Raw genomic sequence first — 20,545 nt, forward strand, 5'->3', positions numbered from 1 at the left:
ATCTTTGGCGCTATGGCTTTGATGGCTGACCAGGTGGATGGGTAATCGTCTTTAGCTGCAATCAGCATACGGACGGCTCGCTCTTGCATTTCAGGGGTATAGTTTCGTGTTTTCATTGTCATATTCTCTCAGAAAATTGAGTCTCCGACAATCCCGGGGCGGTTCAGTCAGCTATGGCTCGATTAGCATGGACAACTGGGACAGTTTTATAACCGCCTTTAAAAGTGATAACAAACGAATTGGCAAACAGCATACGGTAGGTATAGAAGGTAATAACTGCCGTCTTAGACACCGATTGCGTCGGGCGATTAGAAAGACTTGTTGCTTCTCAAAAAAGCTTGATAATCACTTTAAAGTATTCGATCTGGTGTTCTTTTATGTCAATTATGGCTACGTCTGATGCCAGCATACTTTTTAGAACACCACCAAAACACTATCTAATCGATTCAATATCAAAAATGGATTCGGTATTCCATCTGTATTTATTAAGTGCTCTAAACCATGCCTGTGGGTATCTTCAATTTCAAAGATAGGTCCAGCTAATAAGGTAAAATTGGTATCATTGCGCTTAGTTTCTATCAATTCTCGCCATAACAAGTGATCTGACATCACCAATACTTTATCACCGTTAGCAATAGGTTTATTAGGTTGGTAATCATAATCTATGCCAAGCTTTTCTAAACCTGTTTTTAGTCCAGGTAAAACGGCATTTTGAACAATAGCAGATAGTTCATTACTTATTCTAGAAGGGTGATAGGTATATATTTTAAGCAAAATAAAACTCCTTTCTTATAAGAACTCTGTATCACCCATCATAATCCACCATCTTTTAAAATCTGGTAGCTCAGAGCTATATTTTTTAAAAACGAAAACAGCGCCAGTGTTTTTGATTTCTTTGTAATCAATAAATGATGTTGAGATATCCTCCAAGCACCATAAGTGCAGATGGTATCCGGGATATACAGTGGATAAAGCATTAGTGAATAAGTTAAGATTATGTGAATATTTCGTTAAATCTCCCCAGTAATCCATCAAAAAGAGTTTACCATTTAAGGGTCTGATTATGAACAAACATTCTGCGAACCAATAAACCTTATATTCAAACTCTGGGTGATAGATATAGCGCTTTAACAAATACTGATAATCTCTATCAAGGATTAATGTGTCTTTTAGTGAATACATGAACTTCAAGGCTGAAGAAACATCTGATTTAGAATAGATACAATTAATATCTAGAGCAGAAGCATCCTCTACCGTGTCAGGTATATCAAAAATCACTTCAAAGATAGGGCTAACGGGTGTATATAATTTAAGTCTAGCGCCTAGTTTATAATGACGACCGTGTGGAAACCCGTATGCGACTAAAACAGCAGAGTCTTTAGCATAAAAAGTCTTTTCACCGAGTTTTGCAAGTTCAAAAAAGACACTCGATGATATTGCTCCGCGGTCAGTCGGTGCTACCATGACATCGCATGCTTGAATTAACCCAAAAGACCTATTATTGTAGATTCCACTTCTATCACATGAACCATAATGTGCAACTACCTCATTATTTCGTAGTGCCACTACAGACGAAACCGCTCTGTCTTTTGGATACTTCCAGTTCCAAAACTCTTGAGAGATAGGTGTGCCAAAAACATTCTTAAATAGATCAATGCAGCTTTCAGTAAATTCATTAGCAAGCGCTATTTCATAACCGGGTTTAGTTGGCTGACCATCAAAGCGAAAAATATACCGCTGCGATTGTGATATATGTCTTAGAGAGTTTTGGCTTGTACTACTATCTATAATTGAAAAATCAAATGCTTTTGCCCATTTTTCGATATCATGATAGGTGCTTTCATAGTTTATTCTAATAATAAATTCACCATGATAAGATAGGCGTGATGCTGCCAGCATAAATAAATTTATAGTAGAAACTTGTGTAGAATTGAGTGTTAAAAAAATAAAACGGTATTTTTTATCACTATAATCATCAAGCCATTCGTGGTCAGTTAGAAGCAATATTTCATTCATCGCTTTTCTCACTCGTAAGAGTGCGTGTCAAAGATTGACGAATACTATCAATTTCAGCGTCTAAACGTTTCTCATTTTGATGTTCTAAGAATCGAATCATTCTGTCTAGTTCAACAGCAGACCATTTAGGCAGCCATTTTTCTCGTACTAAGCTGACATAGCCATGATTATCATAAATTTTGCTCATATGTGGAGATGCGGCAGACGATCCTACTAAATGATAAGAGGCAGTCACTCTAGGAACATGGTAAAAGTCTGTAAGACGTGAAAGTTGAATCCAAAAATCCCAATCTTCCATAGATTTTAAGTTTTCGTCAAAACGACAACCAATATCAATAAATTTTCTTGTAAAGGTTACTGCGTGGATAGGAATAAAGTTATTAAATATCATTCTACCTATATTATAAGGTTCGTTATAAAGTCTTATTAAATCCCCATCATCGTTCAAAACTCTAACGCCACGATAAAGCACCTCTATATCATTATTTCTACGCCAATGGTTCAAAAAAACCTGAGTATGCACGCTATCTATCTCATCGTCATCATCTAAGAAATTAATGAAATTGCCTTTAGCGTTGATAAGTGCAGTATTAGCAGCACCTGAACGTCCTATCGATTTTGGTATATCAACCTGCTTTAAACGATGGAATTTATTTCTAAAGGGAGCACATATTTCATCGATATTCTCTCCGCCATCATTGACGACGACAATGTCTAAGTTTGCTTTATAAGCTTGATTAACTAAACTGATCAAACAGCGCTTTAAAAGTTCAGGACGATTTTTAGTACGGACTAGATAGGAAATTATGGGGCTATCATTTGGTAATGTATTAAGAAAAACATCTTCATGGAGGTCTTTGAAGAACTTTTTCTGATTCCGATAAATATTGTTGATTTTCAAAAACCCTTCTGCGTATGCAGTCTCAGATGAAAGCGTATAAGTACGGGCTTTATTAATACCTTTAACTACTTCAATATAATTATTTTCAGTGAGCTGAGATGTGTATAGGTTACATAGTCTTTCTTTAGCTTCTATAAGTGACGTTATGTCTATCAGAGTATTACAATCACATTGACGGCTTACTTCGTAACAATAAGCTTCTCCAGAAAATTTAGCTTCTTGCAGCCCTATCCAGACAGAAACTGAGGTAGCTCTATGATCTACATGAAATTCCTGTGGTGAAGGAAAGAAGACATTGGCGGGCTTTAACTCTATAATAAGTTTTTTTATTTGTTGAAATAAACTTTTATTCGCTTTTACTGATCGATCTGCGATATTTAAAAAAACTGGTTCAGCGTTAATAGATTTACATACTGAAACTGCCTCAGCTATTCTTATATCAGCGTTACCTCCTAGCTCACCATTTGTCATGTAAACGATAGTAATAGACTGTCCACGATTGGATGCCTGAATTAAGGTACCTCCCATAGAAAATATTTCATCATCAGGATGAGGAGCAAAAACTAGAAAACTTCCCGAGGGAACATCTGTAACTGAATAAGGAATTAAAAATGACTCAGGCAACATACGCTCTTCCTATTTTATTATTTAGATAACAATTGTATCTTACAATTGTTATCTAAATAATAAAGGTAAATAGGCTAAAGGTCTATTGGAAAAAAAGAGATGATGGTGTATTTTATGCATCGTTTAAATACGGTAATAGTAGACCTCTTGCAAAAGTCATAATTTAAGCTCGGAATTAATGATACCAGCAAATAGCTTCATTCTAAGATCATAGCGCTGACGACGGTTGCGATATTTATGAGCCACGATTTTAAACAACTTGATTAAGCCTATTTTGTGCTCAACCACAATACGGAACTTTGCCAGATAGTGATTGGCCTGTTTGCATATCTCCAATAACTGACCACCACGAGGTTTCTTAAATGGTGTGAAAGTTTGGTTATGTAGCTTTGCTAACCCTTGATAACCACTGTCTGCTAGATAGTTAGTGTTCTCAGGTAACCAATCAGGACAAGTATCTTTATACAGCTTAAAATCGTGGATTGACCCTTTACAGGTTTGCACATCAAGTATCAAACCGGTTTGCCAATGAACGATATGACCCCTGCCGTCAATCCCGTAGAATTAAACTTGGGAGATTTTAGTTACGCAGCTTGACGATAATAATCAAACCACACCTGTCTTGGCGATTGATAGCCCAAACCCTTTTGAATCCTCGTCTGATTGTAGTACAGCTCGATATAACTGATAATATCATTGATGGCTGTGAACCTTGTTTTATAGTCTTGATGATATACCAACTCATTCTTTAATACGCCCCAGAAGCTTTCTATCGGAGCGTTATCGAAACAGTTGCCTTTGCCGCTCATTGAGCCTATGAATTGATGCTGCTTAATGGTCTTGTGGTAGGCGTGACTGCAATACTGGCTGCCTCTATCAGAATGCACAATTAGTCCCTTGCTTGGGCGTTTATTCTTAATTGCCATGTTAAGCGCACGACATACTAAATCTGCGGTCATGCGCTTGTTAATAGCGTAGCCGACAAGCTCTTTAGTGTATAAGTCTTTGACTCCAGCTAAGTACAGCCAACCTTCGTTTGTCCAGATATAAGTAATATCGCTGACCCAAGACTCATTGGGACGCTTGGCGTCAAACTGCTGATTCAGCACGTTGTCATAGACCAGTTTATTGTGATTGGAATCAGTAGTGACTTTAAAGCGCTTATGACGACGGCACTTGATGCCGTGTTCCTCTTTAATACTTCTAACCATGTAGGGACTGATGTCATGGCCTTGATCACTTAGATGCGCATGTAGACGATCTACACCATAACGCTCATATGTTTCAGTATGAGCGGCTTTGACTAGTAGCTCGCAGTGATTACGATGTATCTGCTGATCACTAATGTCACGACTTGACCAGTCATAGTAACTTGATGATTTAACCTTTAATACACGGCACATAGGTGTGATGCTAAATATCTGCTGATTGTCTTTGATAAAAGCGTACTTTACTAGCTGTGCTTCGCGAAGTACGCCGTGGCCTCATTCGAGCATAGCTCTCATCTTGCGTCCGGGCGAAGCAGTGCTTCGCTTTATCCTTCCTCATTTAGAATATCTCTCTCTTCCTGAGCAACTTTGAGATCACGTTTAAGACGTTTATTCTCTTCTAGTATAGCCATGAGCTCAGGATCATATTCTTTAGTACCAATAAGCTGGCCTTTATCAGCTTTGTTTTGCCAGTTAGATAATGTCTGCATGGCGATGCCAAGCTGCTTTGCAGTCGCTGAAACATTGCCCTTATTATCTGCTATCTTTTTAACGGCTTCAGCTTTGAATGCTGCACTATAGGTTCTGATTTTCTTAGTCATGATAAACTCCTCATTGAGTCGTTAGTTTACCAAGTTTGGTTCTACAGTTTTTTCAGCATAGCTCACTTGCCAGCAAGCATTAGAGTCCGTATAAATACACTGATGTAGTCAATTTTATAGTCGAGCTATGCTCAACATTCAAATCGATACTAGATTATGGTTTTTAAAATATCATCAATATTTGCATATGCCATGGAACAATCTTATTCTGACAAACTGGAAAAGCTCTATATGCTATTATTTATATAGTGTAGAGGGCGGGGGTATGAAATTGAATTTTCTTAGGGGACGCTATTAATATCGGGGTTTGATTACAAATATTTTTTGTTAATTATTTATTTCAGAAAAACAAGCATTCATATTTGAACTACTAAGTGCTAAAATAGTATTTTAACACTCTTATATGATTTATTATATTATGAACATAAGATTTGATTTTTATACGCCAAGTGAGATTTCCGAGATTTTAGGTGAACGCTTAAAAACGCAGCGACTGGCATTAAACTTAACGCAAGCCGCTTTAGCAGATAAGGCTGGTACTGGCATCAGTACTGTTGCTCGTATTGAGTCTGGTCAGGGCGGTACACTAGACAATATAATCAGGCTCGCTATGGCTCTTGGCATGGTAAATCACTTTTCTGAATTATTTGATGTAGTACCTACCAATATAGAAGATGTTATCGCTAAACAAAATCCACGCTTGCGCGCCTCAAACAAAAGCTGATATAAGGTAGCCATTTCAATGTATCAACCGATATCAATTGTCAATATTTACTACCAAGGATTCGGAGACAAACGTCTTATCGGTAAATTAACGATGGATGGACGACGCCCTACCTTTGGCTATGATGCGGCGTGGCTGGCTGATGGACTGGAGCTGTCACCAATTGAGATGCCATTACGATCAGAACCTTACTATGGTGCTCATGCGTCAAGCCATTACTTATGCGGATTATTATCAGACAGCTTGCCTGATGGTTGGGGAATGCTGCTAATGGATAGATTCTTTCGAAAAACAATGTCTCATGCTACGTCAATCAATGTTTTAGATCGCCTCGCTTATATTGGTAATTCAGCAATGGGAGCACTTAGTTTTGAGCCACAACAAGATTTATCGGCCGCTGATATCGATATTAATGATTTTACTTTAGCCAAACTGGCCGCTGCCAATCAATCGATTTTATCCGGACAAGATAGCAACATACTGGCTGAGCTCATCGTTATCGGCGGCTCACCACAAGGTGCAAGACCAAAAGCACTTGTCCTATATGATGAGGCAACCGAGTTTATTGCTACGGACTTAACAAGCGAACAGCCATCCGCAACGCCGTGGCTGATTAAGTTCCCTGCCCAATCTGAGCATAAAAGCGTTTGTCTATTAGAGTCACTTTATGCTGATAGGGCTAAGCAAGCAGGCCTAAACATGCCTGCGCATCATTATTTTGATATCGGTGAACAACATGCTGCTTTTGGGGTTGAGCGTTTTGACCGCATGGGCAATCAACGCGTTCATACTCATACACTGGCGGGTTTGTTAGATATTGACTTTCGCATCCCATCACTAGATTATCTGCAGTATTTACGCTGCGTGCGTATGTTGACCCAATCACAAGTTGCTGTAGAAGAGGGTTTTAGACATGCTGTATTTAATGTCATCTTTAACAATAAAGACGATCATAGCAAAAACTTCTCTTTTATGATGGACAAGGCTGGCAGGTGGTCATTGTCGCCTGTCTATGATCTCGCTTATAACTCAGGTATGAATGGTTATCATCAGATGGATGTGACTGGTGAAGCTCAATACCCTACCCGATCTCACTTATTAAAGTTGGCTAAACTTGCTGATATTAAGCAAAACAAGGCACAAGCTATTATTGATCAGGTAGCATCAGTTGCTGAGGACTTTTTGACTGTTATTAAAGATCATAACATTGAGAAAGAATTATCAAATCAGGTCATTCATGATATAAAAGCCAATCTCAATCGGATGGCAAATCAATAGACCTTAAGAAGTTGTTAAATTTGTTGTTAAAAATAAATACTTAACTACCTTATCCCTTAATAATAAAGGGTTATGCTAAGTTAGGCGTTGCGTGGTGGGCGCACCAGTTAAGATATGAGTAGTACCAATTAAACCCTTGTAAGCCATACGCTGCAAGGGTTTTTTATTGCGTGTCTATAATACACCCTAACCTTCCATACCTTAATGATAAAGGTATCGACTAACACTTCTTAGAATACCTTTAAAATATCTGAAATTATCAAGGCGTTGACTAACTCACCACCAAAACAAGCGACCATACAGACCCTATAGTTTTATATTAATGCATAGATAAAAAAATCACCCTAACTTTTCAAGTTAAGGTGATTTTTTATGGTGTTTGCAATATCGATAATAGCTAACTATCTAATCTCTAACTTAGAAAGAAGTACGGCGATAGTTACGATATTCAGGTAACCAAAAGTTCGCTTTTAATCGGCGTTGTAAATTCTCCGATGTGATAGGTAGTGCTAGCTTATCTTGAGCCGCTTGTAATGCCACTGCATACGCTATCTTTTCACTGATCTCTCTAATAACCTTGATCGGCGGTAAGATGGCACCAGGTGCTTTTTCGTATTCCATGGATATATCTGCAAGGGCTTGGCTTGCTGCCGTTAGCATATTATCGCTGATACCTGTCGCACGTGCTGCTAAAACACCTAGACCAATACCAGGGAAAATATAGCTGTTATTACACTGAGAAACCTCAAAAGACTGACCGTTATAAGTGGTATGAGGAAATGGACTACCCGTCGCAACAATGGCCTTACCTTTACTCCAATTCATGACTTCTTGCGGTGTTGCCTCCACACGAGACGTTGGATTTGAAAGTGGTAGTACAATTGGGTGCTCAGTATTAGCACATAGCGATTCGATCACTTCTTGGGTGAACAGACCTTTTTGTCCGCTAACACCAAATAATACGGTGATTTTTGCTTGTTTAACCACTTGCGCTAAACCAAGCTTCTTACTTTTGTCCCAGCTTGCAATAGCTGATTCTTTTTGTACTAACGGTTCTTGGAATTTTTGCAGCTCTGTCATGCCATCTGTTAGCAGGCCATAGCGATCGACCATGAATACTTGACTACGAGCTTGCTCTTCAGTCAATCCTTCACGTTGCATTTGGCGAATAATATGCTCAGCAATACCGCAACCTGCAGATCCTGCGCCTAAAAATGCGATATTCTGTTGGCTAAGTTTTTGACCTTTATTTAGACACGCTGCAATCAGAGTACCAACCGATACCGCAGCAGTCCCTTGAATATCATCATTAAAGCAGCATAGCTGATCACGATATTTATTCAATAATGGTGTCGCGTTTTCCTGAGCAAAATCTTCAAATTGCAATAACACTTCTGGCCAACGGCGCTTAACGGCTTGAATAAATAAGTCCACAAATTCATTATATTCATCGCCAGAGATGCGCGGATTTCTCCAGCCCATATACATAGGATCATCAAGCAACTGTTGGTTATTGGTGCCGACATCCAGCAAAATAGGTAGACAGTAGGCTGGGCTAATACCACCACAAGCCGTGTATAAAGACAACTTACCGATTGGAATGCCCATACCGCCAATACCCTGATCCCCTAGGCCCAAGATACGTTCACCGTCAGTAACAACGATCACTTTGACGTTTTGTTTGGTGGCATTTTGTAGCATGTCGTCAATTTTGTGACGCTCAGGATATGAGATAAACAAACCCCGTTTACGACGATAGATTTGCGAGAATTTTTCACACGCCTGACCAACGGTTGGGGTATAAATGAGCGGCATGACTTCTTCGATATGCTGCTCAATTAGATGATGAAATAAGGTTTCATTGGTATCTTGGATGTTACGCAAGTAAATATGCTTATCCATCGCATCAGTGAATGAGCTTAGTTGATGATAAGCACGTAATGATTGCTCCTCAATCGTTTCAATATTATGAGGTAATAGCCCCGTTAAATTAAAGCTACTACGTTCTTCTGATGAAAAAGCACTACCTTTATTCAATAAAGGTGTCTCTAAAAGAGCGGGTCCAGCAACAGGAATATATAAAGGACGCTTATTTGACATAATGTAATCTTCTTATTAAAGGCATATGAGTGAAAGCCATACTGAGTGAAAGCTATGCTAGTGCTGCATTATACATAGCATCGACTGGTATTTAACAATAGATAACAAAATCATTTTGAATAAATGTGCTTCTGAACTCGTGACTGCTGATACATTTACCGAGAAACAATAAAAAAGCACTACCAATCGGCAGTGCTTCTGAGGGTGTATTGAGCATTTATAATAGACAAGCACTGAACTACTTAGCTACTAATAAATAATCAGCCCATGGCCAGTTTTAAATATCAGTTATAGAGTTCAATTATAAACAACACGAGCAATTGCGTTTGGTTTTCGACATTTTACCAATACCCGGATTAAAGGTATTGGTTGGGTCTAGGCTTGCATAAAAGTTCTGCAAATCAGGTTCCGCTTCGTATAGGTGTCCGACATTATGCTCAGCAGGATATTTGGCTCCACGTGCGCTCAGTAGCTCTAACATCATCTTTTTAACAAGATGTGCATCACTACCCTTCTTCAGAATATAGTCTTGATGAAATACATAACAAAAGAAGTGTCCATAATAGAGTTTCTTCTCTAAGTGTTGTTCAATGTCTTCAGGTAGCGTTTCGAGCCATTCTAATTCGTTACGTGGTATGGCAATATCCAATGCCAATATATCGCCGACTTCTTTTTCATGTATGACTTCATAACGTAATGCAGCACCTGCAGCGGCAAAGCGATGTAAAAAGGCGCTTTCTGATTCTTCTTGACTACATTCAAAATAGTTACCTGTGTCTGACACGGCAAAGAACGCCTCAAGAAAATTCTGTGCTTCTGCTATGCCATCATCACTCATTTTTAAGATTAAATGATGTTCATATTGGTCGCGATACTCTAGCATTCGTTTCGGTAAATGCTTTGGAAATATATTGGCGATGAACTGCATGACTTTGTCAGTGAAATGCTTTGGCATCCATGACCATTTATGGAATTTTGCATCCATAGCACCTTTGATAGAAAACAATCTAGGTAAGGCATTGGTACCGAGATGCTTAATACTCAGGAACGTGTCCTTACCATACTTAGCAGATACATCAAATATATCACGATGCATATACTCACCCACTTCAGGGATATTATCGAAGCTCGATAACATTTGCCTTCTGAGCTGTGCAAGCTCACTCACACTATTAGTGCCTATATAAAAGGTTTTCTCTTTTACAGCCGTTGGATAAGTGTCAAGACGTACTGCAAATACCGCCAGCTTGCCAGCACAGCCGCTTGCTTCATACAGTCTTCGCTTATCCGCATTAAAGCGGCTTGGTGTGCTTGCATCAACATCTTTTACTCTAGCGATGTACTCTTTGTCAGATGCGAGCTTGCCAGTGTCAGGTAGTTCTCTTTTATCGAAATTACCTGTTTGTAAGTTAGTGAGTATTTCTTCTGGAGTATCTCCTAACTCTACGTCTAGGTGATTAACTAATACTAGCTGACCGTGCTTGTCTATTTGGGCAAACAAAGCAAGCTCGGTATAAGCAGGACCTCTTTTCACCAGAGCCCCACCTGAATTGTTAGAAACACCGCCAATAATTGACGCACCCAACGTCGATGAACCGATGACCGAGTGAGGCGCTCTATTTACGGCTTTAAGCTGACTTTGCAATTGGTGCAACGTGGCGCCAGGTAAGCTAATCACTTGCTCGTTATCATTCACCAAATACAACTGATTCATTGCAAGGGTATTGATCACAACCACTGGTCTATCGTAGTCATTACCGCTCGGGGTTGAGCCTTCCGTCAGCCCTGTTTTTGCTGCTTGCATGATAATAATGCAGTCGCCTTCCACACATATTTCTAGACTACGCCAAATCTCCAGCAGTGTTTGTGGAAACAAAACAGCCAAAGCATTGCCGCCGCCAGAACGCCACCCCATTCTATAGTGTTCGTTTTTTCCTGGATCAGCCTGTACATTGCTAGCTCCCAGTAAATGGGTTAGTTTATCTAACACTTGCTCAGGACGGAGTGTGTCTTGGTCTTGATGCGCTATATTTGATGAGAAAAGGTTTGATGAAGCTCTATTTAATGACGGCATATGACGCTCTTTATTTGGTGATTGTGTGTCACTTATTATGCTAAAGGCCCTTGAAAACCAAAGAGGTAAATGGCAGCCATGACGATAATCCCGCAGAACAACACATAATAGATGGTAGGTAAAATAGTACGTCTAAGTGTGGCGCCCTCCATACCGAGTAGGCCTACCGTTGCCGATGCAGCCACAACATTATGTACTGCAATCATATTACCAGCAGCGGCACCAACTGCTTGAGCCGCGATAATTAGAGAAGGTGAAATATGTAAGCTCATGGCGGCTTCGTATTGGAATTGGCTAAACATCATGTTGGATACGGTATTAGACCCCGCGATAAAAGCACCTAACGCACCAATGGTTGCACTAATCAGAGGGAAAACACTACCAAAAGTACCCGCAAACAACTCTGCACTGGCGACAGGCATACTCGCCACATCTGATAAGTTTACGCCTGAATTAATAAAAATCCTAACCATTGGAATCGTGAAAATAAGGACAAATCCGGCCCCTAGTACAGTTTTGCCTGATTCTTTAAATGCATTGTTTAGTGCACTGGCAGGTTTATTCGTTTGAAAAGCGGCAGCAACCAAGGCGCTGATTAATAACAAGCCGCCTGGTAAGTATAAAGGACTAAAGCTGGCACTGATATCTACCTCACTTAAAATCGAGGTTAGGTCTACTGTCGCGCTGTTCAGCAAAGACTGAAAGCCTGTTAATACTCTAGAACACACCAATAAAAGGGCAACCAATAAATAAGGGAACCATGCCATGACCGTGGACATCTTTTTATCACTCAACGCAGGAGTGATGTCTTCTTTGCTGACCACTAGCTTACCAAGCCATTCACTTGGCCAGCTTTTTTTCGGTTCAAAATCCCATGTGGTTTTTGGTACTAAAAATCCATGTTTTGCCGCATTAACAACGATAGTGATACTGACCAAACCGCCGACCAATGATGGAAACTCTGGCCCTAAAAAAATACCTGTTAGGGTATAAGGGACTGTGAATGCTAAACCCGCAAAAATAGCAAATGGCCAAATAGCGAAGCCTTCTCTCCAGCTTTTATTTTTACCAAAAAAACGCGTGAGCATCATCACCATAAAAAGTGGCATAAATGTACCAATGACACCGTGCATAATGGCTACTTGGCTGGTAATTAGTTGTAAAAAATCGCCCCACTCTAGTCCTTGTTGTGCCAGTTGGGCGCTAATGGCTACTGTATCTAACCCCTTGTTTACTCCAATAACGATAGGCGTACCGACTGCCCCAAACGATACAGGCGTACTTTGTATCATCATTCCCATCAGCACAGCACCCAGCGCTGGAAAGCCTATCGCGACCAGTAAAGGCGCGGCAATAGCAGCCGCTGTACCAAAGCCAGCAGCTCCTTCAAGAAAGCAACCAAAGCACCAAGCAATAATAATGGCTTGCACCCGCCTATCTGGCGATACATTGGTAAACCCAGCACGGATAACAGCAATGGCACCAGTATGCTTCAACGTATTCAGTAAAAAAATAGCCCCAAATACGATCCACAATACTGAGACGGTAATGACCATTCCCTGAATAATAGATGAAGACACGCGATTAAGCGTCATATCCCATACAAAGAGGGCAAGCGCGGCAGTAACCGCCAGAACGATTGGCATGGTTCTTTTGGCTGACCATTGCAAGCCTATCAAAAAAATACCACAGAGAACGATTGGCAGTAATGCCAACAGTCCATATATTGTTTGATTCAAAATCATAGTCCTTTTTTTATCGTGTAATCTTCCTTGAACAACTTCATTTAAGCATTTGTTTTTATAACTTCACGCTGTCGGTCAGACGAAGCCGAAGACAATCTCTGTCAGTGACATGGTTAATAGAATGGTTAAATAAACAAATGCTCAAAATTCCCTAAAATATTCTACGCCTTGTCGATACATTGATATATTGCATCAAAGGACAATGTTATTTTCTTTTTTTGCTATAATCTAAAACGTATTACACCAATTGGGGAACAAGTATGGGCAAAGCTGACGATATGGTTTTATTCGTCCAAGTGGTTGATGAAGGGTCATTTTCTCGGGTCGCTGAAAAGCTGTCATTAACGAATTCAGTGGTAAGCAAACGTATTGCAAGATTAGAAGAAAGCTTAAATGCACAGCTACTGTATAGGACAACCAGAAAGTTAAGCTTAACCGATGCAGGAAGGACGCTTTATGACAAAGCTAAAATCGCTAAATTTGCCTTTAAGGAAGCCGAAAATGCCGTAACAGGCTATGGTGAGGACATGAAAGGCAACATACGTATAACCATGCCAGCGGTCTCTGCAAATCTAATATTGAGCGAATCCATTGCTGAATTCTGTAAACAACACCCAGAAATATCAGTAGATTTACAGATTACCAATCGACTGGTTGATTTGATAGAAGAAGGGTTTGATCTGGCGATAAGGACAGCAGAGCTTGAAGACTCATCACTCATTGCAAGACGCCTTATAGATAGCCAATGGGTCATATGTGCAACACCAGACTATTTAGAGCGACACGGTACACCTCAAACCCCTGAACAATTACGGAGTCATGAGTGTTTGGTCTATAAGTTTGATCATACGGCGAATGGTATATGGCCGCTATATATAGATGGCACGGAGCAACTGCTTCCTGTACAGGGTCGGTTTCATAGCAATCATCTTAATGCGATTAAACAAGCGACTCTCAGCGACCTAGGTATCGCCTTTTTACCACAAGCACTTGTTTATGAAGAAATGCAGCAAAATACGCTCACTCAGATTTTGCAGCGCTTTACACGAAAGAAAATGGGTATGTATGCGGTTTACCCCAAGGCACGGCAACCGGACCAAAAGTTGAAACTGCTTGTAGCGCATCTGCGAGAATCATTACATCAAAAACAGGCTTACTACTGCTAATAACCTTTAGACAGGTCAATAGGCTTGTCCACTCTAGCTGCATTCTTCGATAATGCAATCCTTACGCACATAAGCACAGTTGGAAGATGGTGCGTGATACAGGTGTAAACCTTCGAATGTGGCAACGGATTTATACGTAAGAATAATAATAGGGATAATAGCCTGCCTTGCATACTTAATGCGTTAAATACGACTTTCATCGTACATCACTGCTTACGTCCTCCTTTACAACCTCGTCGACAATATTTTGACACCAACAGTCGTTAAAAATGTCGTTATGATATGAAATTAGCCTTCAATTATCATAAAATCATTAGGTGTAAAGTTAGTAATATTATTAGTAAGCTGTTGAATTATTTAATAATACAATAAGTCAAGTAGTATGAAATTATCTGATACTTGCATAGTGATATTTTTAGGTTCTCTTTAATGTTTTTATAAAAATGCAGGTTGAATAATAAGGTAAAACCATCTAATAATAGATCTATAGGTTCTAGACATTTATCTAGCAACTTATATCCACTACTATTAGGAAATAAATACAATGACGTATAAAAATGTAACTGTCGCGGGAAGCGGCATCCTAGGCTATCAAATTGCTTTTCAGGCCGCATTTCATGGTTTTAATGTCAGTGTCTATGACATCAATGATGAGGTTTTAGAAAAAGCAAAGTCAAAATTTCAATTGATGTGCAAGGCTTTTCGAAAGGATTTGATGGCGACTCAAGAGCAGTTGGATAAAGCTTTTGATAATCTCAGCTACACCTCAGACTTAGCAGAAGCAATCAAAGATGCTGAGCTGATGATTGAAGCCATTCCCGAGATTCCTGAAATTAAAATCGAATTTTATGAAAAACTTGCCAAACTAGCGCCAGAGAAAACCATCTTTGCGACCAATACCTCTACCTTGCTTCCTAGTCAGTTTGCAGAATCAACGGGACGACCTGCGCAGTTTTTAGCGCTACACTTTGCCAATAAAATTTGGATGCATAACGTCGCCGAAATCATGGGACATCCTGGGACAGATCCTAAAGTATTTGATGAGGTTGTTGCTTTTGCTACTGCCATCGGTATGGTGGCAATGCCGCTAGATAAGGAGCAACCCGGCTATATCATGAATAGTTTGTTGGCGCCTTTTATAGATGCAGCTTTGCAATTGGTTGCAAAAGAAGTTGCCGATCCACATACGATAGATAAAACGTGGATGATAGTAACTGGCGCACCGTCAGGTCCCTTTGCCATATTGGATACTATCGGTATCAATACTGCCTACAACATCACGAAGCTATCTGCTGAAAAAACTCAAAACCCTGTAAGGTTTAAGGCTGCTCAATATTTAAAAGAGCAATTAATCGATCAAAACAAACTAGGATTCGCGACTGGTGAAGGATTTTATACGTATCCAAACCCAGCCTTTATGCGCCCTGAGTTTTTAAAATAATAAATAGCTTTCAAACTGGCTCCAAAACACAAAAGGCCATTCAAGCTGTATATTGCATCGCTTGAATGGCCTTGTCAGTCGCGCATTTTATCTAACTAAATATCTTGATATTAGGGTTTACTTTCGGCGATGACTATCCAAACCTATCTACGTTATGTTTGTTCACTAAAAAGAAAAGTCATATCGCGTCAATGCAACGATCTCAATTGGCACTGCATACTTCCAAGGCATACCGCCCGTACAATAGAACTGGCCATCTTCAAAAGCCACAATGCGAGATGTGAAGTCATTACCTACCTGATCTTTTAGAGCATTCTCATCACTCTCATCACTTACAGCACACCATATACTTTGATGACCGTCCTCAAGCATTGAACGAGTTAGTTCGCTTCCAACAATTACCGTATCCATGTTGTTACTCCTATTCAATGACAATGATTAGTAAGCTAAACAAGTGGCTTCATAACAGCAATTACTTGAGCATCTTCGAACTTGTTTTATCTATCGTTGCAAAATATTGGTGGCTAGACAGATGAGCTTATAAATAGATAGTACAGATGTAATGTCAACTAGAACAAGAAGTTGTAGACAGATGGTAGATTTTCGTGCATAGGCTGCAAAACTAATCTGCATGCAGAGTATAACAGTCATTCTATTAATAGTAAGTTATAGCTCCACATCATCTTGAGTAAGCGCCACTCTCTTTACTGAGACAGCATATTCCCATAGCTCACCTTTATCACAAACGAACTGGTCGTTATTGAAAGCTACAATAGGAACCAATAATTCGTAGTAACCATTATCTATGGTTGCTACAGCATAATCATCGCTAACGTTGCTGACAGCACACCATACATAGTTGCTGACATTTTCCAAGATTGCTTTGGTTAACTCACTGCCTTGTAATTCAGCAATCATCTTCAGGCTCCAATATCTATCAAGTTAATCTATTACTTTATAGATAAATTCGGTTTTTGCAATATACGTGTATAACTCATAAGTTCTCGAAATACGCTTAACTCACTTCAAGCAGATTTTTTATAGTGATAATTTATGCTCAATCTATTCAAAGGTATTTTTAATCTTATGCCCAATATGTTGTCTTTTTCGCACGAAAAAACAGCTTTCATTTATGCTATAAAAGACTGCTTAATCGATGCTCGTTAACGCTTTACTAACATCTAAGAAATTGACAGCGGGGGGCAGCTTATACTATCCTTTATCACTCATTCACTTTATTAATCTTACTTCTTAAATAGTAAGATAGTTCCGGAGTAATCCCATGCAGTGGACCAAACCAGCTTTTCAAGACATTCGTATCGGTTTCGAAGTTACTATGTATTTCGAAGCACGCTAAAACTCATTAGCACTCAATCCATTAAAAGCCCTAGATGATTAGGGCTTTTATTTTTTTGGAAATATTGATTTATGTATATTCACGTTTTAGGCTCAGCTGCTGGTGGTGGTTTCCCGCAGTGGAACTGTAACTGCGATAATTGCCACGGTGTCCGTCAAGGCACGATTCAGGCAAAAACCCGCACCCAATCTTCGATAGCCATATCAGAAAATGGTGTGGATTGGATCTTATTCAACGCGTCACCTGATATCCGCCAACAATTATTTGAGTTCAAGGCAGCACAGCCAGCACGTCAATTGAGAGATACAGGCATCACCAATGTGGTCTTGATGGACAGTCAGCTTGACCATACGACGGGGCTATTGACCCTGCGTGAAGGTTGTCCAATGCCTGTTTGGTGTACTGACATGGTCTATCAAGATCTAACAACAGGATTTCCTCTCTTTAACATGTTGAAGCACTGGAATGGCGGTTTGCAATACAATCAAATTGATCCAGAAAAGACGTTTAAGATTGAAGGATTTGACAATTTAGAATTGACGCCTTTGGTGATTAGAAGCTCTGCACCGCCCTACTCTCCGCATCGTAATGACCCACATGATGGCGACAATATTGCCCTGATTGTAAAAGACTTAAAAACACAAAAACAACTCTTTTATGCGCCAGGTCTCGGTAAAATTGATGATCAAGTGATGCAGATTATGAAAAGCTCTGATTGCGTGATGATTGACGGTACGCTATGGACGGACAATGAAATGCAAGAGTGCGGCGTCGGTACGAAGACCGGCCAAGACATGGGCCATTTACATATTAGTGGTGAAGATGGCTCATTGCATTATCTAGATCAGCTCGATAACGCTCGTAAGGTGTTGATCCATATCAATAATACCAACCCGATATTGAACGAACAATCCGAACAGGCCGCGACATTAAAACAACATAATGTTGAAGTAGCATTTGATGGTATGCAGATTGAGCTTTAAGACAAACGGTAAGGCAAAAATAGCAATCGTAAGGTGAGAACAATGCAAGAAGAAAACACAGCGCTAAGCCCAGAAGCGTTTGAACAAGCGATTATGGCCAAGGGTCAGTATTATCATATTTACCATCCCTTTCATATCATGATGCATGAAGGCAAAGCGACCCAGCAGCAGATCCAAGCGTGGGTCGCCAACCGTTTTTATTACCAGATCAATATCCCATTGAAAGACGCGGCCATTATGGCAAACTGTCCCGATCAGCGCGTGCGTCAAGAATGGATCCAGCGCATGATTGATCAAGATGGCGTCTATCCTGACGGCGGCGGCCGTGAAGCATGGTTGGGTCTGGCAGAGGCAGTTGGTTTGACTCGTGAGCAGGTGATTTCTGAAGAGCTAGTCCTACCGGGTGTGCGTTTTGCCGTGGATGCCTATGTGAACTTTGCGCGGCGCACCTCATGGCGAGAAGCCGCCAGTAGCTCACTGACCGAGCTGTTTGCCCCGCAGATTCACCAGTCACGTTTAGAGTCTTGGCCCAAGCACTACCCTTGGATAAAGGAGCAAGGCTATACCTATTTCCGCTCACGCTTGAGTCAAGCGCGCCGCGATGTTGAGCATGGTCTGACCATCACACTCGACTCATTCAAAACCGCCGAGCAACAAGAGCGTATGTTAGAAATCTTACAATTTAAGCTCGATATCTTATGGACGATCTTGGATTCCTTGAGCTTGGCCTATGTGCATAATCAAGCCCCTTATCAAAGCGTTACCACTGACAATGTCTGGCATAAAGGATTGTTTAAATGAGTATACCTGCTAGTTTACCTGAGCTGGATCAATCCATCGTACCGGTATGGCGTCACGGTTATCGTTTTCAGTTTGAGCCTGCGCAAAACGCCTATGTCTTACTCTATCCTGAGGGTATGATTAAGCTCAATGACAGTGCCAGCATCATTGGGCAATATATTGATGGTCAAGCATCCATTGCTGATATTATCCAAAAGGTGCAAGCTATGTTTGGCGATATTCCCGAAATCGAACAAGACATCATTGAATATATGCTGGTCGCCCAGCGTGAACATTGGATTGACTTAGTATGACTGCGCCAGTCGGGCTACCGCTATGGCTGCTTGCAGAGCTGACCTATCGCTGCCCCTTACAATGCCCTTATTGCTCAAACCCTATTGACTATGCTCAGTATAAAGAAGAGCTAACGACACAAGAATGGTTTGATGTATTTGATCAGGCGCGGCAAATGGGCGCGGTGCAGCTTGGTTTTTCTGGCGGCGAGCCACTGGTTCGTCAAGACTTAGAAGAATTGGTCGCTTATGCGCACAATCAAGGTTTTTATACTAACTTGATCACGTCGGGTATGGGATTGACCGAAGCTCGGATTGCGCATTTAAAAGAAGCAGGTCTTCAGCATATTCAAATTAGCTTTCAAGCCAGTGATCCAACGGTCAACAATGCCTTGGCAGGTTCAAAGCATGCCTTTGAGCAAAAATATGAGATGTCACGTCTGGTCAAACAGTACGATTACCCGATGGTACTTAACTTTGTCATTCATCGGCAAAACATCGATCAGATTGACCAGATTATTGACCTCTGCTTAGAGCTGGAAGCCGACACGGTCGAGCTGGCTATTTGTCAGTTTTATGGTTGGGCGTTTGAGAACATAGAGGGTTTGCTACCAACCAAAGCGCAAGTGGTCCGAGCTGAACGCATTACCAATGAATACCGTAAGCAGATTGAAGAACGTGGTATCAAATGCAAACTTATTTTTGTGGTGCCTGATTATTATGAAGAACGTCCAAAGCCCTGTATGGATGGCTGGGGCAAGATTTTCTTAACAGTGGCCCCAGACGGTACAGCCCTACCTTGCCATGCTGCCAGACAAATGCCAATACAGTTCCCTAATGTACGACGTACACCACTGTCAGATATTTGGTATGAGTCTGCGAGCTTCAATCAGTTTCGCGGGGATGACTGGATGCCCGACATCTGTCAAAGCTGCCCAGATAAAGAGCGCGATTATGGCGGCTGCCGTTGCCAAGCGTTTATGCTAACTGGGGATGCCAAAAATGCCGATCCTGTCTGTGGCAAATCGCCTTATCACTACCTGATTGAGGAGGCACGTATCAACAGCGAGACGCCTGTACCTTTTAAAGAGTTGCGCTTTCGCAATCCAAAGAATTCTAAATCACTGAGTAACAAACAGCTGAATAAAAACAAATTGATTCCTACTCGTATGGTATAGTCAGTCCAAAATAGAAAAGGTACAATGCTTTTAAACCAAGCAAAGAGAAATATAAAAGATGACCTACTCAGC

General features: G+C 40.6%; 18 protein-coding genes and 2 pseudogenes. 10 read left to right on the forward strand and 10 right to left on the reverse strand.

The genetic code is table 11. The features are described 5' to 3' along the window. Positions 1 to 181: 181 nt before the first annotated feature. Positions 182 to 400 (forward strand): annotated as a pseudogene (locus I3254_RS00300) (IS1 family transposase); the annotation flags it as partial. A 14-nt stretch (positions 401 to 414) separates the two neighbouring features. On the opposite strand, the gene I3254_RS00305 reads toward I3254_RS00300, so the two are convergent. From I3254_RS00305 to I3254_RS00325, 5 genes and pseudogenes are all read right to left on the reverse strand, one after another. Then, positions 415 to 774, reverse strand: a complete 360-nt coding sequence (locus I3254_RS00305; protein WP_238050426.1) for a hypothetical protein — start codon at positions 772 to 774, stop codon at positions 415 to 417. 15 nt (positions 775 to 789) lie between these two features. After that, positions 790 to 2,016: a GNAT family N-acetyltransferase gene (locus tag I3254_RS00310; RefSeq protein ID WP_238050428.1), complete on the reverse strand. Its 1,227-nt coding sequence runs from the start codon at positions 2,014 to 2,016 to the stop codon at positions 790 to 792. Next, on the reverse strand, positions 2,009 to 3,544 hold the full coding sequence (locus I3254_RS00315) for a PIG-L family deacetylase (protein ID WP_238050430.1): 1,536 nt from the start codon (positions 3,542 to 3,544) through the stop codon (positions 2,009 to 2,011). The genes I3254_RS00310 and I3254_RS00315 overlap by 8 nt, the downstream gene beginning before the upstream one ends. Positions 3,545 to 3,700: 156 nt before the next feature. Then, positions 3,701 to 4,099, reverse strand: coding sequence for a transposase family protein (locus I3254_RS00320; RefSeq protein WP_346015362.1), 399 nt, complete (start codon positions 4,097 to 4,099; stop codon positions 3,701 to 3,703). A gap of 29 nt (positions 4,100 to 4,128) precedes the next feature. Then, positions 4,129 to 5,354: pseudogene (locus tag I3254_RS00325) on the reverse strand (IS3 family transposase). A 418-nt stretch (positions 5,355 to 5,772) separates the two neighbouring features. On the opposite strand from I3254_RS00325, the gene I3254_RS00330 reads away from it, so the two are divergent. Together I3254_RS00330 and I3254_RS00335 are read left to right on the forward strand one after the other, a co-directional pair. Continuing rightward, positions 5,773 to 6,078 (forward strand): helix-turn-helix transcriptional regulator, encoded by a 306-nt coding sequence (locus I3254_RS00330; protein WP_201608378.1) that lies wholly within the window; start codon positions 5,773 to 5,775, stop codon positions 6,076 to 6,078. An 18-nt stretch (positions 6,079 to 6,096) separates the two neighbouring features. After that, positions 6,097 to 7,356: a type II toxin-antitoxin system HipA family toxin gene (locus tag I3254_RS00335; RefSeq protein ID WP_238050432.1), complete on the forward strand. Its 1,260-nt coding sequence runs from the start codon at positions 6,097 to 6,099 to the stop codon at positions 7,354 to 7,356. 417 nt (positions 7,357 to 7,773) lie between these two features. Here the strand turns inward: I3254_RS00335 and I3254_RS00340 are convergent, their stop codons facing one another. The 3 genes from I3254_RS00340 to I3254_RS00350 all read right to left on the reverse strand — a co-directional run bounded on the left by I3254_RS00340 (position 7,774) and on the right by I3254_RS00350 (position 13,269). After that, positions 7,774 to 9,456, reverse strand: coding sequence for an NAD-dependent malic enzyme (locus I3254_RS00340; RefSeq protein WP_101205849.1), 1,683 nt, complete (start codon positions 9,454 to 9,456; stop codon positions 7,774 to 7,776). Between the two features lie 301 nt (positions 9,457 to 9,757). Then, positions 9,758 to 11,530, reverse strand: a complete 1,773-nt coding sequence (gene dld, locus I3254_RS00345) for a D-lactate dehydrogenase (protein WP_238050434.1) — start codon at positions 11,528 to 11,530, stop codon at positions 9,758 to 9,760. A gap of 35 nt (positions 11,531 to 11,565) precedes the next feature. Then, entirely contained in the window at positions 11,566 to 13,269 is a 1,704-nt protein-coding gene (locus I3254_RS00350; protein WP_238050436.1) for an L-lactate permease, read from the reverse strand. Positions 13,270 to 13,535: 266 nt separating this feature from the next. Between I3254_RS00350 and I3254_RS00355 the strand changes: the two genes are divergently transcribed. Next, a complete protein-coding gene (locus tag I3254_RS00355; RefSeq protein ID WP_238050438.1) occupies positions 13,536 to 14,441 on the forward strand; it encodes a LysR family transcriptional regulator in 906 nt (301 codons plus the stop codon). A gap of 544 nt (positions 14,442 to 14,985) precedes the next feature. Next, positions 14,986 to 15,882 carry a 3-hydroxyacyl-CoA dehydrogenase gene (locus tag I3254_RS00360; protein ID WP_238050440.1) on the forward strand — a complete coding sequence of 299 codons (897 nt, stop codon included), beginning with the start codon at positions 14,986 to 14,988 and terminating at the stop codon, positions 15,880 to 15,882. A 165-nt stretch (positions 15,883 to 16,047) separates the two neighbouring features. On the opposite strand, the gene I3254_RS00365 is transcribed toward I3254_RS00360, so the two are convergent. Both I3254_RS00365 and I3254_RS00370 read right to left on the reverse strand, forming a co-directional pair. Continuing rightward, on the reverse strand, positions 16,048 to 16,293 hold the full coding sequence (locus I3254_RS00365) for a hypothetical protein (RefSeq protein WP_179799379.1): 246 nt from the start codon (positions 16,291 to 16,293) through the stop codon (positions 16,048 to 16,050). Between the two features lie 255 nt (positions 16,294 to 16,548). Next, positions 16,549 to 16,800 carry a hypothetical protein gene (locus I3254_RS00370; RefSeq protein ID WP_238050441.1) on the reverse strand — a complete coding sequence of 84 codons (252 nt, stop codon included), beginning with the start codon at positions 16,798 to 16,800 and terminating at the stop codon, positions 16,549 to 16,551. Positions 16,801 to 17,164: 364 nt separating this feature from the next. On the opposite strand from I3254_RS00370, the gene pqqA reads away from it, so the two are divergent. The 5 genes from pqqA (at position 17,165) to pqqE (ending at position 20,473) form a co-directional block, all read left to right on the forward strand. Further along, positions 17,165 to 17,239, forward strand: a complete 75-nt coding sequence (gene pqqA / locus I3254_RS00375; RefSeq protein ID WP_082894360.1) for a pyrroloquinoline quinone precursor peptide PqqA — start codon at positions 17,165 to 17,167, stop codon at positions 17,237 to 17,239. 71 nt (positions 17,240 to 17,310) lie between these two features. Next, positions 17,311 to 18,222 carry a pyrroloquinoline quinone biosynthesis protein PqqB gene (gene pqqB, locus I3254_RS00380; RefSeq protein WP_238050443.1) on the forward strand — a complete coding sequence of 304 codons (912 nt, stop codon included), beginning with the start codon at positions 17,311 to 17,313 and terminating at the stop codon, positions 18,220 to 18,222. Between the two features lie 42 nt (positions 18,223 to 18,264). Continuing rightward, positions 18,265 to 19,023: a pyrroloquinoline-quinone synthase PqqC gene (gene pqqC / locus I3254_RS00385; protein WP_165597538.1), complete on the forward strand. Its 759-nt coding sequence runs from the start codon at positions 18,265 to 18,267 to the stop codon at positions 19,021 to 19,023. Next, on the forward strand, positions 19,020 to 19,316 hold the full coding sequence (pqqD, locus tag I3254_RS00390; protein ID WP_238050445.1) for a pyrroloquinoline quinone biosynthesis peptide chaperone PqqD: 297 nt from the start codon (positions 19,020 to 19,022) through the stop codon (positions 19,314 to 19,316). The genes pqqC and pqqD overlap by 4 nt, the downstream gene beginning before the upstream one ends. After that, positions 19,313 to 20,473, forward strand: coding sequence for a pyrroloquinoline quinone biosynthesis protein PqqE (pqqE, locus tag I3254_RS00395; RefSeq protein ID WP_238050447.1), 1,161 nt, complete (start codon positions 19,313 to 19,315; stop codon positions 20,471 to 20,473). The genes pqqD and pqqE overlap by 4 nt, the downstream gene beginning before the upstream one ends. The last annotated feature ends 72 nt before the right edge of the window (positions 20,474 to 20,545 follow it).

This window comes from Psychrobacter sp. Ps2, assembly GCF_022129405.1.
Classification (GTDB): domain Bacteria; phylum Pseudomonadota; class Gammaproteobacteria; order Pseudomonadales; family Moraxellaceae; genus Psychrobacter.